General features: G+C 62.1%; 12 protein-coding genes and 1 riboswitch. Of the genes, 5 read left to right on the top strand and 7 right to left on the bottom strand.

Annotated elements, in window-relative coordinates:
- Positions 1–28 precede the first annotated feature (28 nt).
- A complete protein-coding gene (locus PCS43_RS05910; RefSeq protein WP_054826788.1) occupies positions 29–808 on the bottom strand; it encodes an acetoin reductase in 780 nt (259 codons plus the stop codon).
- Between the two features lie 220 nt (positions 809–1,028).
- Here PCS43_RS05910 and PCS43_RS05905 point away from each other — a divergent pair, with 220 nt between their 5' ends.
- Both PCS43_RS05905 and PCS43_RS05900 read left to right on the top strand, forming a co-directional pair.
- Positions 1,029–2,174 (top strand): hypothetical protein, encoded by a 1,146-nt coding sequence (locus PCS43_RS05905; protein ID WP_209911258.1) that lies wholly within the window; start codon positions 1,029–1,031, stop codon positions 2,172–2,174.
- Positions 2,175–2,314: 140 nt separating this feature from the next.
- A complete protein-coding gene (locus PCS43_RS05900) occupies positions 2,315–4,150 on the top strand; it encodes a flavin-containing monooxygenase (protein WP_003945504.1) in 1,836 nt (611 codons plus the stop codon).
- A gap of 59 nt (positions 4,151–4,209) precedes the next feature.
- Here the strand turns inward: PCS43_RS05900 and PCS43_RS05895 are convergent, their stop codons facing one another.
- The 3 genes from PCS43_RS05895 to mhuD all read right to left on the bottom strand — a co-directional run bounded on the left by PCS43_RS05895 (position 4,210) and on the right by mhuD (position 5,732).
- A complete protein-coding gene (locus tag PCS43_RS05895; RefSeq protein WP_073512054.1) occupies positions 4,210–4,986 on the bottom strand; it encodes a CbtA family protein in 777 nt (258 codons plus the stop codon).
- Positions 4,977–5,171, bottom strand: coding sequence for a CbtB domain-containing protein (locus PCS43_RS05890; protein ID WP_003945915.1), 195 nt, complete (start codon positions 5,169–5,171; stop codon positions 4,977–4,979). The genes PCS43_RS05895 and PCS43_RS05890 overlap by 10 nt, the downstream gene beginning before the upstream one ends.
- Positions 5,172–5,196: 25 nt before the next feature.
- Positions 5,197–5,335: riboswitch (cobalamin riboswitch) on the bottom strand.
- 88 nt (positions 5,336–5,423) lie between these two features.
- Positions 5,424–5,732 carry a mycobilin-forming heme oxygenase MhuD gene (mhuD, locus tag PCS43_RS05885; protein ID WP_007726927.1) on the bottom strand — a complete coding sequence of 103 codons (309 nt, stop codon included), beginning with the start codon at positions 5,730–5,732 and terminating at the stop codon, positions 5,424–5,426.
- 45 nt (positions 5,733–5,777) lie between these two features.
- Here mhuD and PCS43_RS05880 point away from each other — a divergent pair, with 45 nt between their 5' ends.
- The gene (locus PCS43_RS05880) at positions 5,778–6,515 is read left to right on the top strand and encodes an alpha/beta fold hydrolase (RefSeq protein ID WP_042453393.1); all 738 of its coding nucleotides are present in this window, start codon (positions 5,778–5,780) and stop codon (positions 6,513–6,515) included.
- Here PCS43_RS05880 and PCS43_RS05875 read toward each other — a convergent pair.
- Positions 6,500–6,925, bottom strand: a complete 426-nt coding sequence (locus tag PCS43_RS05875) for an HIT family protein (protein WP_003945905.1) — start codon at positions 6,923–6,925, stop codon at positions 6,500–6,502. The two genes, PCS43_RS05880 and PCS43_RS05875, sit on opposite strands and share 16 nt — an antisense overlap.
- Before the next feature lie 38 nt (positions 6,926–6,963).
- Entirely contained in the window at positions 6,964–9,651 is a 2,688-nt protein-coding gene (locus tag PCS43_RS05870) for a helix-turn-helix transcriptional regulator (RefSeq protein ID WP_209911260.1), read from the bottom strand.
- Positions 9,652–9,875: 224 nt separating this feature from the next.
- Here PCS43_RS05870 and PCS43_RS05865 point away from each other — a divergent pair, with 224 nt between their 5' ends.
- Both PCS43_RS05865 and PCS43_RS05860 read left to right on the top strand, forming a co-directional pair.
- Positions 9,876–10,787 (top strand): hypothetical protein, encoded by a 912-nt coding sequence (locus PCS43_RS05865; protein ID WP_209911263.1) that lies wholly within the window; start codon positions 9,876–9,878, stop codon positions 10,785–10,787.
- A gap of 59 nt (positions 10,788–10,846) precedes the next feature.
- On the top strand, positions 10,847–11,872 hold the full coding sequence (locus PCS43_RS05860; protein WP_270923002.1) for a hypothetical protein: 1,026 nt from the start codon (positions 10,847–10,849) through the stop codon (positions 11,870–11,872).
- Here PCS43_RS05860 and PCS43_RS05855 read toward each other — a convergent pair.
- Entirely contained in the window at positions 11,869–12,750 is an 882-nt protein-coding gene (locus PCS43_RS05855) for an A/G-specific adenine glycosylase (protein WP_209911269.1), read from the bottom strand. The two genes, PCS43_RS05860 and PCS43_RS05855, sit on opposite strands and share 4 nt — an antisense overlap.
- Positions 12,751–12,823 lie beyond the last annotated feature (73 nt).

Below are 12,823 nucleotides of genomic sequence, written 5' to 3'. Positions count from 1 at the left end.
GACACCGCTTTCAGTGAAGACACCGCGGTCAGCGGTAGACGAGGCCGCCGTCGATGAGACCGGCCTGACCGGTCATGTAGTCGGAATCGGGCCCGGCAAGGTACGAGACGAAACCGGCGACATCGTCGGGGGTTTCAGCTCGACCCAGCGCAATTCCGCCGACGAACTTCTCGTAGGTGGCGCCCTCTGGCGCACCGGTCAACTCGGCGAACCTCTTGTCGATCGTCACCCACATGTCGGTGCCCACGACGCCGGGGCAGTACGCGTTGACGGTGATTCCGTCGGACGCGTATTCCTTGGCCGCAGCCTGAGTGAGGGCCCTGACCGCGAATTTTGTTGCGCTGTAAACACCTAACATGGCGAACCCGTCGTGGCCGGCGATGGACGACGCGTTGATGATCTTTCCGCGCTGACCCAGAGCTTGGAACTTTGCTGCTGCAGCTTGAATTCCCCACAGGACACCGTCGACGTTGACGCTCCAGATCTTGGAGACCTCTTCCGGCGTCGCATCGGAGATCGGGCCGACGAGAGCGATTCCCGCGTTGTTGACGATGACGTCGAATCCGCCCAATTCCTGGTGTGCATGTTCGACGGCTGCGTGAACCCGCGCGCGATCGCTGACGTCGGCGACAAACGTCGTTGCACGACGGCCGATCTGTCTGATCTCGTCGGCAACCGCATCCAGCTTGGTTTGGTCGAGGTCGACCAACGCGATGTCGGCGCCGTCGTGGGCGAGGCGGAGAGCGATTCCGCGTCCGATGCCTTGGCCGGCGCCGGTGACCAGTACTACCTTGCCCGTGATGCTCATGCAGTTTCTCCTCGTAAGCAGTGAACCGGTTGCCTGGGAACCGGTGAGTGATTTGTATGTGACGGCGACCACAATGCGGAAGGGTTGCACCGTGTTGCAATTCCGCAGAATGGGGCAGCGGTTGCAACCCTCGGCAACCCTCCCGATGTCCCGCGCGACGGCTCCATAGTTGCGCAACCACTTCGCGAATCATCTTGCGAGACAATCTGGGAGAGGGAACATGACCGCTACAGTCGACACACCCACGGAACCGGCCACGCCGAGCCGACAACCGTCACGCCGCTGGATCGGGTTCGGGATCGCGAACCTCGTGATCGTTCTCGTGCTGGCGGTTGCGAGTTGGTACCTGCTCGCCGATCCGACCACCAGTCCCTGGAGTTTCTATCCTCTGCCGTTCAACGCGGCGCTTTTCTGGGCAATCCTTTTTGTGGTGTTCATCGGCTTCAATTGCGAGTTCGCCGGCTTCGACCGACTCCCGCAGCCGGCGAAAGGCCTGGCGATCATGGTCGCGACCGCGGTCTTCGCCGTCGTGGTGACGTGGCTCCTGGCAAACGGCTTGGGGAGTTTGTACCCGGATTTCGCGGCCGATCGTGAGGGCGGCCTCGGATATTTCGCGGGTGCGCTGTTCGTACTCTTCGGCTTCGGGACCTGGGTGATGGTGGTCCTGAACTGGCAGCATTGGCCGTGGACTTCACTGGGGATGAAGCAGCCGTTGGTGGGTTTGTGTGAGATCGCGTTTGTCGCCGTCCCGACGCTGGCGCTGTACTTCGTGTTCGGTTTGCCGTCCGTGTCGCTGTCCGCCACGGATCCGTTGATGACCGTCGACACCGTGCTCGGGTGGTTCTACTGCGTCGTGGTGGTTGTGATCCTGACTGGCCAGACGCTCGACAACTGGCCGTGGCGACTGTTCGGCGGCGGCGGTAAGACGGCGCTCGCAGCCACGATCGGTAACTTCGCCGTCGGAACCGGCTTGTACTTCGTGGCACTTCCGGTCGTGAAGGTGTTGGTGGGAAGCGATGCCGTTGCCGAGTTGGGTGGTGTGGTCCATCAGTTCCCGGCGCAGCTCGGTGTGTGCTGGGCCTTCTGGATGATCTTCTGGGCCAACGCCTTCGGTAACAAACCCACGGGCTTTGCGGACGGGGTCAACCTGGCGATCCGCGCGCTGCTCACGTTTGTGCTCGCGGTGGTCACATTCTTGTTCTATTACCGCTTTGCAGCAGAGCACATTCTTCACGAGCCGGCAGTTGTCGACGGATTACACGGCAATGCACTGGGTTTCGTGGATTGGGCCGTGTTGTGGACGTTGTTCTACGTCGTGGGATTTCAGTCGCTGGGACTCGGCAAATTCAAGCCTGCTGAGGGGTGAGTCGGTTGCCCGCACATCGGTGCGGGCAACCGGTGTCGGACGCCGGCACCGCGTCCACTGATTGCAACAGACTGCAACGCTTGTGACCGGGGCCACTTATGGGATGTGCTGTGTGTCACATTCACAAACAAGGAGAAGTGATGACGCAAACCATCGATTCCGCAGTCACCCCCGAGGTGAAGTTGACGGCGGTGACACCTCAGGAGCGCGTCGACGCCTGGCTGGCGGATTTCGAGTCGGCCCTCGCGGCTCGTGACATCGAGCGTGTGGCAGGCAAATTTGCACTCGACAGCTTCTGGCGCGACTTGGTGTCGTTCACCTGGAACATCAAGACCGTCGAAGGTCGCGAGCAGATTGCCGACATGCTCTCCGAGCGTCTCGACGACACCGATCCTTCGGGATTCCGGACCACCGAGACACCCGACGAAGCCGACGGCGTCACGTCAGCCTGGATCGAGTTCGAGACTGCAACCGGTCGCGCGCACGGACACCTTCGTTTGAAGGGAGATGAAGGTTGGACCCTGCTGACGTCGCTGCAGGAGTTGAAGGGGTACGAAGAAGGTAAGGGCACTCGTCGTCCGCGCGGCGCCAAGCATGGGGCAGACCCGAACCGCATCACGTGGGCCGAGCAGAAGGAGATCGAAGACCGCGAACTCGGTTACACCACACAGCCTTACGTCGTGATCGTCGGCGGCGGCCAGGGCGGCATCGCGCTCGGCGCCCGGATGCGTCAGCTCGGAGTACCGGCCATCGTGATCGACAGCCACGAGCGACCCGGCGATCAGTGGCGCGGACGCTACAAGTCCCTGTGCCTGCACGATCCGGTTTGGTACGACCACCTGCCATACATGCCGTTCCCCGACAACTGGCCGGTGTTCGCGCCCAAGGACAAGATCGGCGACTGGCTCGAGATGTACACCAAGGTCATGGAGGTTCCGTACTGGAGTTCCACGACCTGCACCTCTGCGTCGTTCGACGAGAAGACCCAGGAATGGACCGTCGAGGTCAACCGCAACGGCGAGAAGCTGACGTTGCGTCCCAAGCAGTTGGTGATGGCGACGGGTATGTCCGGCAAGGCCAACGTTCCGACGTTCCCCGGGCAGGACAAGTTCCTCGGCGATCAGCACCACTCGAGCAAGCACCCCGGCCCGGATCAGTACGTGGGCAAGAAGGTCGTCGTGATCGGGGCCAACAACTCCTCGCACGACATCTGCGGCGCACTGTGGGAGAACGGTATCGACGTCACGATGGTGCAGCGCAGCTCGACGCACATCGTGAAGTCGGATTCGCTGATGGATTTGGGCTTGGGCGATCTGTACTCGGAGCGAGCACTGGCCGCCGGCATGACGACACACAAGGCGGACCTCACGTTCGGTTCGCTGCCGTACCGGATCATGCACGAGTTCCAGATCCCGGTGTACGACGCAATCCGTGAGCGCGACAAGGATTTCTACGATCGCCTCGAGAAGGCGGGCTTCGAGCACGACTGGGGCGACGACGGTTCGGGCCTGTTCATGAAGTACCTACGCCGTGGCTCGGGCTACTACATCGATGTCGGCGCTGCCGAACTGGTTGCCAATGGAGACATCAAGCTCGCGCACGGCAATGTTCGTGAGCTGACCGAGAACAGCGTGATTCTCGAAGACGGTACGGAATTGCCTGCCGACGTGGTGGTCTACGCGACCGGCTACGGCTCGATGAACGGCTGGGTGGCGGATCTGATCGGTCAGGACACCGCCGACAAGGTCGGCAAGGTGTGGGGCCTGGGGTCGAACACCACCAAGGATCCGGGACCGTGGGAAGGCGAGCAGCGCAACATGTGGAAGCCGACGCAGCAGGAAGCGCTGTGGTTCCACGGAGGCAATCTGCACCAGTCGCGCCACTACTCGCTGTACTTGGCGTTGCAATTGAAGGCGCGTTACGAGGGCATCCCGACGCCGGTGTACGGACTGCAAGAAGTGCATCATCTGAGCTGAAAAAGAACTGCTGTGCGCCTTTATTAACCGCGGGAGGTTAATAAAGGCGCACAGCAGGTTCAGCGAAGGGCGTACTTCTTTGCTACTTCGGTGTTCTTGGTCGCGCGCTCGGTAAGGAAGGCGAATGCCAACCCGAGTACGAGCCAGAGCGTCGCCTGCGTAGCGAGCGAGGAAAGTCGGAACTCCCACAGCAGAGTTGCCGGGAAGTCCTCGCCCACCTCGTTGATGCCGGGAAGCGAGACGTAACCGATCGTGGCGATCACCAGGAACGCAGCCACCGGAGCAGCGATGCGCACGCTGAGGAACTCGTGCCCGGAAACTGCCTTTGCCGCCGCTGCTGCCGCGGTGACGGACAGCAGCCCGAGAATCACGGCGGCCAGCCACAGCAGTGTGCGCTGGTTGATGGTGTCGGGATCTCCGACGGCCGGCGGATTGGCCGGGTACTTGAAAAAGGGGACAGCCTCGATAGCCAGCCAACCACCGACGGCGATGGTGATCGCCAACAACGGCCCGGACATTCCGGTGAGTCGTCGAGCGTAATTGGCAACGACCGAGAAGATCGCCCCGAGTGCCAGTCCGGCAAGCGCCGTGGCCAGGAACAGCCCGGCGCGCTGCCCGTCGCGGCTCACCAGTGGTTCTTCTTCGTCACCGTGCGAATGCCCAGCGGCTTCGCCGGAAACCTCACCGGTGGCGCTGTTGGCTTCTTCGATCGCAATGGCAGCGTTGACGTGCGGTTCACCCAGCACGAATGCAACTCCGCCGGCAAGGATGCCTGCGATCAGACCAGCCAACAAACCACGAATGAGAAGCTTCGTGAAATTGTCGGCTAGTGGCACGGCAGGCCCATCAAGTGTCGACCGTCGTGCATCAATTCATGCATGTACATGCCGGTGCGAGAGATAGCGCCCTGGTCGAATCCGACCAGGTAGAGAGCCAGCATCGCGAACAGAACTACTGCAGCGGCGAGGAAAGCAAGACGAGTCGAATCGATCGACGTATCGGGAGAATAGGCGAGAGCCATCGAAGCCTCCTGGGATTTTCGCGTCCCCTAGGTCCATGCGATGGCCGAAGTGTCTGGCTGTCGAAATTGTCGTGCCGAAAAAGGCACTTCACCTCGAATTACAGTGGCGCGACCGCTCCGGGCTTTCACCGGATTCCTGTCGGACCATCGCGTTTACATGCGAACTTTTGCACTACAGCCCGCACCGTGTCAACGCGTGAAGCCGAGATGACCGTCGATTGTGCCCGCCAAGGCAGGCACAATCGCTCGAGATCAGCTCTTTGCGGCGACGTCCAGGACAACTTCGAATTCGAGCAACGACGCACCCGAAGCGACGGGCTTCGCGCGCTCGCCGGAATGGGCTTCACGGGCGGGGCCGTCACGCCAATCGGCGAACGCCTGCTCGGACTCCCATTGGGTCACCACGAAGTAGCGGCTCTCACCGGCGGTGGGGCGGAGGAGTTGGAATCCGAGAAAGCCCGGGGAGTTCTCGACTGCGTGAGCGCGTGCTGCGAAGCGCTTCTCCAGTTCGGGGCCGGCGCCCTCGGGGACCTCGATTGCATTGATCTTCACGACTGCCATGCAAGCGACATTACCCGCGCACCTTCACCGCGTACCGTGACACTCGTGTTGCATGACGAAGGTGGAACGGGACAACCGATTCTGTTGTTGCACGGCCTCATGGGCAGCTCCCGAACGTGGCGACGCCAGGTGCCGTGGATCCGCGAGTTCGGCCACGTCTACACCTTCGACGCTGCCGGTCACGGCAGGCCGGCGCCAGCGGCACTGACTACCGAGGCATTCGTCGAGGACCTGACATCGGCGGTTGCGTCCATCGAGGAGCCGATGATCGTGATCGGTCATTCGATGGGGGCTCTGCATGCGTGGTGCTTCGCCGCCGCGCATCCCGAAAAGGTTTGTGCGCTGGTCCTCGAAGACATGGCCCCGGACTTTCGTGGACGCACCGCTGCGGACTGGGCGCAGATGATCTCGGCGTGGCCGCAGCCGTTTGCTTCCGAGGAGGCGATGAAGGAATTCTTCGGCCCCGTCGCCGGCCAGTACTTTCTCGATTCTTTCGACCGCCGCGACGACGGGTGGTACCTGCACGGCGACGTGTCGACCTTCCGCGACATCTCGGAGGAGTGGGGCACGAGGCATTTCTGGGATCAGTGGAAGGCGATCGAGGTGCCGACCTTGCTGATCGAGGGAGAGTTCACCATCACCCCTGAGGGACAGATGCGAGAGATGGCCGAGAGGCCGGGAACTCGGTACGTACGTATTGCCGATGCAGGCCACCTGGTCCACGACGATCAACCGCAGCGCTATCGCGAAGTGGTGACGGAATTCCTTCAGACCGTGAGCTGACTTCGGATCGACGCGCCCACCTGCTCCAGCTCGACGGCTCGCCTGGCGAGGAGTCCGGCAGCGAACTTCGCCTTGTCGCCGCGATGGCGGGGGACGACGTGCAGGTGCGAGTGGAACACGGTTTGGCCCGCGGCACGCCCGTCGTTGACGAGAAAGTTGACTCCGTCAGCGGCGATGTCGCAGCGGCGTAGAGCTCCGGCGATGAGCGTGCCGACGCGGAACATCTCTGCGCCTTCGTGACTTTCGAGAGCATCGAGGTTCTCTGCATGACGCTTGGGGACCACCAGGGTGTGTCCGCGACTCACCGGCCGTGCATCGAGGAATGCGAGAGTTGTCTCGCTCTCGTGAACGAGAATCGCCGGCTCGGTCAGCGCGACGATCTTGCAGAAGACGCAGGAATCGGTGCTCATGCCTACAGAATGTAGTCCGAAATCAGATCCGACCCCGACTACAGCAAGCGCAGTTGGCGTGCCCTCGTGATCGCTTCGTTTCGATTGTGTACGTCGAGCTTCTTGTAGAGAGTGCGCAGTTGAGTCTTGACGGTGTTGACGGACACGTACAGTTTGTCGGCCATCGCAGCCGACCCCATGCCGAGCGCCAGGAGTGAGAGGACTTTCTGTTCGCGTTCGGTCAGCTCCACGATATGTACGAATTCCGGAAAAGATTCCGCAGGAGCCCTTTTCGAGAATTCGGCCAGTGCACGCGATTTCGTTTCGGCCATCGATTCGAGTTTCTCGACGTCCGACGATGCGATGGTCGCGAACGAACGTAGAAGTCCGGTCTGATCCGCGATGCTGCACGCTCTGGACCACTCCTGAGAGGCGAGGCGTGGCTCACCCAGCTCGGAGTGGGCAACCGCTTGCACCAGAAGCGATTCCATCTGTGCCCGCGGATAGGATACGCCAGACCAGTCGAACTGGTGACACAGCGCCACCGCGGCCTCGTTCTGGCCGATCCGCTGACGTAAACGCGCCACCGACGTGAGCGTCCACGGGTTGGCTGCAGGATCGATGATCTCCTTGGCCAGTGCTACGGCATTGTTCCCCTGTCCGAGAGCGAGCAAGAGATCGATCTCTGCGGATTGCAACAGAGGAAGCGCGAAAGATGTAGCCGTGTACTGCTTGGAATGTGCTTCGATCGCATTGTGGAGCAACAGTAGTGCCGCAGTGTGGTCGCCGGAGGTCAAGGCGAATTGGCAATGCGCATAGACGACGAATGCCCACAGTTCCTCGGTGTCGGACGGAAGACCGAGTTCGGTCAATGCGAGACGTGCGTCGTCGAAGTCGAGTGTGTCGAGAGCAGTGAGCGCCCGTGCTGTCAGGCCGGCGATCTTGACCACAGGTTCGAGCCAACCGCCGGGGTCCGGATGCTTCTGTTCGAGTTCGGACCAGTGTGTGGCCTGCCGCGGCTCACCAGCCAGCGCCCAATTCAGGGCGGCACTTCCCGCAGAGTTACGAGCGATGAAGTCGACTCCATGAGACAGGGCGCCGTGGTACGCCATTCGAGCCTTGATCGTGGATTCTGTGAACCTGCCGCTCAATTGAAAATTGATCGCCCATTGAAGTCGCATGAGAGGGAGCTGTGCGCTGACCGCTTCCGGGTTGTTCTCCAGCGCACTGCGACTGAGATGAGACAGGCGCCTGGTGGTTTCTGCTGCGAGCCCGTACTCGCCTGCCATCCTGAGCATGATCGATTGAACGCAGGCAATGCTCAAGGCGTCCTTCGCGCCGGATTCAGCGCCGAGAGCCCACAGTTCTGCCGGCGATTCGGGTAGCAAGTCGACTACCGTCGAGCGCTCGCTCGGATGCATCGTGAACAGTGCGCGCCCCGCCTCCACGGCAGAGTGTTTGTCCGCAGCTTCCGCCGGAATCCGTTGGAGAGCAGAGCGAACCGAGTCCAGATTGTGGACGATCATCGTCACCCAGTGTTGCTCGACGATGTCTACTGCCAGGGTCCAGTTCTGTGCCTCGACCGCGTAGTCCAGCGCCGACGCGTGATGACCGTGGTCGAGTCGGTTGTGTGCGAGGAACGAAAGACGTTGCGCCGGATCGACTCCAGCGCGCTTTCGGTGCGCGAGTATCGATCGACGAATGGCGGGAGGCAGCTCCCAGGTTTCTTCGGCTTCGGTCTCGACCCGTGACAACAACCCGGCTGTCTCCAGTATCTCCAGGCGCACGCGAATCTGATGAACGGTCTCGCCATCCTCAGGGTGTTGGGACTCGAACAGCATGGCGGCGATGTCGACGGTGATCGATCGCGCAAAGGCCGTCGCGAGCAGGAACTCGAGTTGTTCCACATGATCAGCGGTCATGAGAACGGATTTGTTCACGTAGTCGTCGATCGCCTGCGCGATGTTCTTCCTGATCATCTGCTCGCGGTTGCGGCTACCCGATGTCTGGACGGCGGGAACGGCGACACGAACCAGCGCTGGCAGCCCACCTGTCAGGGATGTGATTTGTTCGGCATCACCGTCAGTCGTGTGTACGTCAGCTTGTGCGAGCAAATGGGCGGTATCGGCTCTCGTGAACAACAGCTCACTCGCGCCTATCACCTCGTGGTCCGTGTCGAGCAGGTACGGCTCGGAGAACATGCCGAAGCCCGAGAGCGTGACCACGAGGTCCAGGTTGTGACAGAGGGCGAGGAGTTCGATCAACTGATCGTCCAACTCTGGTTCCGATATCAGATCCGGCCTGATCAGCACGAGCAGCACGGGGCGGCTGAGGGCGTTCAGGGATTTGGCGACAGCGGTGAAAGGATCGGCGAGATCGTCGACGTCGGGCAGTGCGATTCCGGCAGCGTGGATTCGATCGAGGACAACGGCCCAGAAATCTTCGAGTGTCGACGAGGGCCGTGGGGCCGAGACCCAGACGAGTATTCGTTCGGATGCCAAATGGGCGCGCAGCCACGATGCGATCAACGACGATTTCCCGTGGCCGTTCGGTGCACGGACGATGGTCAGCGCGGCACGTCGGTCAAGTTTGTCGAAGAGCGCTTGCCGGGGAATCGACGTCGCGAGGGTGCGCCTTTCGGGAATAGCTGCCCAGTCGTGGCCGTCCATCCCGAACATCAACGCGGACCCTTTCTGCTTTCGCGCCCTGCAATGATTGAAGAGTTTGGGCGGATTGTCTCGATCCATCTATCTACAGGGAGGAGCGTAGCTGGTGCGAATCCAGAGCGTGCCATCCCGGGCAATTCACCCGGGAATTCACCCCGGCTGAGAGAAGTTCACCCACACAATCACGCCGTCACCATTGGCTTTCGAGTCCCTCGAGCGACTTCTATTGAACGTAGCTCGGGATTCGCCAAATGTGGCCGCGAGCGCCTGTCGGAGGCCCGAGAGTCAGACATCGAAGGAGCGTCGTGAGAACTCGTCTGTCAGAGGTGCGGTCGAAGGCCGTTGTCGTCGGACTCCGGCCGAGAGCGTGGCGCCGAGGAGTGCGAGGTATCGGCATAGTTGTCGTGACCGGAGCTCTGGCGGTCGGCGCTGCTGCGCTCGGCTTGCTGCCGATGCAGTCGGATGTTCGATTGGCGGCCGAGGGAGAGTTCGTGCGTCCCTTCACCGTCGAGCTGACGGCGATTGACGGTGCACCGCCCTTCGATCCCGCTGACGGTCCAGGGCTCGATTCGGGCCCGTCCAACGGCATTGTCCGAGAGGGTGATCCGGTGACGTATGTCATCGACATCGGTGTCCGGGGCAACCCGCTCTCCGACGTAGTCGTGCAACTTCCGGTGCCTCGAGGTTTCGTTCTGCCGTCCGTGCCTGACTACTGCGGAGACGGCTCGGGTGTCGACGAGGTCGGATTACATTGCCTGATAGGCAATCTGGAAGCGGACCGGTACTTCACCCGAACGGCGACGATGACTGCGGGAAAGCGGGAAGACGCCGACGGTCTACCGATCGCTGCACTGGTCACCGCAGATCGGGGGGCGGTTCGCGTGCGGTCGGGCGATGTCACGGTGCGGGTGGCGACCACCCCGGGAGTGTGTGATCCGTACGGGATTTCTGTTGGTGGTCAGAGAAGCCAGTGGGCTGCTGTCTCGGCAGATGGACGAATCTCAGGTCTGGTGACATCGGGCATCTCGGAGGCGGTGGTGATCGACGGCGTCGATCAATGCGGGCACGCGACAGCGCGGACGGTGAAACCGTTCGAGGGTCACTTCTCGTTTGTCGGACTGCTACCGGGGACGTATCGCGTCACGGTCGACGGCCGAGCGCCGGTGGATGTGGTGCTGGAACCAGGTGCAATGGCGGTCGGTGGCCTGACGTTCTGATACAGCTTCGCAGGAATGGCAACACTCGTAACAGTCAGTAGCAGTCAATGGAGGATCCAGTGCGTGAAAGCCTGGGCGTTGTATTCGAAAATCAGTCAATTTCAACAGCTCTCGTAGATGCGGACACACCCCTTCTTGGCTCGATCGACGAGTTCCGTCACCCCTGGGGTGCAGACGGGACTGTTCCCTCTCCGCAAGCGTCGGCGCGCGCACTCGCCTCCGCGGCCGAGGTCGCCACCGGTCGAGCTCTGCGCTCGAATCTGTGCCCCACCGTCGTCGGAGTGATGTGCGAGCGTGCGGACGTGCGCGAACTTGTCTCGGATTCGTTGTCCTCCAGTCCTTTCGAGAACATCGAGTTGGTCAACGGTCTCGACGCACGGCTTGCCTACCTGCGGACGGTCGACGCTCTCATTGGTGTTTCGCCGATTCTCGCGTTCTGGCCGGACGGCAGTGAGACCGTGATCGCGGCCGTCGACCCGAGAGCAGGCGTCGTGGACTCGGCGCATCGTTACGACACGGCCGAGTTGCTTGCGGACAGCTCGACATTTGCTGCGACATTGGACCTCCTCGTCGCCGAACGAGACCCTGTGCCCAAGATGCTCGTCGCGATGCTCGTGAAGGAAGACTCTCGGCAGCCGTCCGCGGAAGCCGCTGAACTGGCAGGTCTCGGCTTCCTGTTTCTCGGCGAGCGGACCCAACTGGCGATAGGGGCTGCGCTGGTAGCGGCTGATCGCGGAAGCGAAGTTCGGTCCGGTGGCGGCATGGCTGCCCGGCCCGTCAACAGGGTCCGGTGGGCGGCGGCAATAGTACTGCCGCTTCTACTCATGTTGACGGGGTTGCTGATCGCGCTGTCCCCAGACGGGTCGCGCGCGGTGTCCACGGATAGCCCGAACATCGGCGCCGAGTCGGCGACCTCCACCAGCGGGCCCCCGCCCGGCGCTGCCCTACAGATTCCGACACTTGCGCCTTGCGATCCAGTGGTGCCTGCCGTTCCTGCTGTACTTCGGCGTTCTGATCCGGAAGTCGCACCGCTCCAGACCGACGAACCCACAGCCGAAGAATGCACCCCGCTGCGAGTCGGCTAAGCCGTACCCTCTCCGGCCAGCGCAAACAGGCCGTCGTCGGTCTGCTCGACCAGTCCGTCGACCAGCAGTGAATGCAACGCACGGTCACGCTGACCCGGATCGGCCGGCCAGACGATGTCGAGTTGCGCGCGCTCGACCGGACGGTGACTCTCGCGAAGAACGGCCATCAATTTTCCACGAACCTGGCGATCTGTGCCCGCGAACTTCTGCACCTTCTTGGGTGGTCCAGTGTGTGCCGGTTTGCCAGAAGCGACCCACGCGCAGTTCGGCAAAGGGCAGTTCTCGCAGTTCGGGGTCCGCGCCGTGCAGATCAGTGCACCGAGTTCCATGAGAGCTGCGCTGTAGGTGGCGGCGCGCGCACGCGTCCTCGGCAGCAGCGCCGCGACGTCGGCGAGGTCTCGCGTGTTGGACGGGTTCCCGGGTTCCGCATTGCCGTGGACGGCTCGCGCAACTACGCGTCGTACGTTGGTGTCCACCACAGGCACTCGCTGTCCGTAGGCGAAACACGCGACGGCGCGGGCGGTGTACGAACCGATTCCCGGTAGCGAGAGCAAGGTATCGACGTCTTCCGGGACCACGTCACCGTGCTCGGCAGCGAGGACGCCCGCGCATTCGTGTAACCGCAGCGCGCGTCGTGGATAACCGAGTTTGCCCCACGCGCGAAGCACCTCTGCCTGGCTCGACGCTGCCATCGCCGACGGCACCGGCCAGCGCTCGACCCACTCTTCCCAGATTGGCGCAACGCGCACCACCGGCGTCTGCTGGAGCATGATCTCGCTCATCAGGATCTGCCAGGCACTGACGCCCTCGCGTCGCCACGGCAGGTCGCGAGCCGTCTCGGAGTACCACTTCAGCAGCACCGAAGATTCCACTGCCACTGCTACCGACACACTCCTCGAACCTGCGCTCCCGGTCGACGAAGGAGACGTCGACTTGTGGGGCCACTTTATC

Source organism: Rhodococcus sp. C-2 (assembly GCF_027854095.1).
In the GTDB taxonomy this organism is placed as follows: domain Bacteria; phylum Actinomycetota; class Actinomycetes; order Mycobacteriales; family Mycobacteriaceae; genus Rhodococcus_F; species Rhodococcus_F qingshengii.
Note: the sequence above shows the minus strand (reverse complement) of the source record. Positions and strands in the feature narration are given on the sequence as shown.

Bases quoted from the DNA above. Each gene is read 5' to 3' on its own strand.
- PCS43_RS05910 (WP_054826788.1), bottom strand. From the start codon at position 808: ATGAGCATCACGGGCAAGGTAGTACTGGTCACCGGCGCCGGCCAAGGC.
- PCS43_RS05905 (WP_209911258.1), top strand. From the start codon at position 1,029: ATGACCGCTACAGTCGACACACCCACGGAACCGGCCACGCCGAGCCGA.
- PCS43_RS05900 (WP_003945504.1), top strand. From the start codon at position 2,315: ATGACGCAAACCATCGATTCCGCAGTCACCCCCGAGGTGAAGTTGACG.
- PCS43_RS05890 (WP_003945915.1), bottom strand. From the start codon at position 5,171: ATGGCTCTCGCCTATTCTCCCGATACGTCGATCGATTCGACTCGTCTT.
- mhuD (WP_007726927.1), bottom strand. From the start codon at position 5,732: ATGGCAGTCGTGAAGATCAATGCAATCGAGGTCCCCGAGGGCGCCGGC.
- PCS43_RS05875 (WP_003945905.1), bottom strand. From the start codon at position 6,925: ATGAGCACCGATTCCTGCGTCTTCTGCAAGATCGTCGCGCTGACCGAG.
- PCS43_RS05870 (WP_209911260.1), bottom strand. From the start codon at position 9,651: ATGGATCGAGACAATCCGCCCAAACTCTTCAATCATTGCAGGGCGCGA.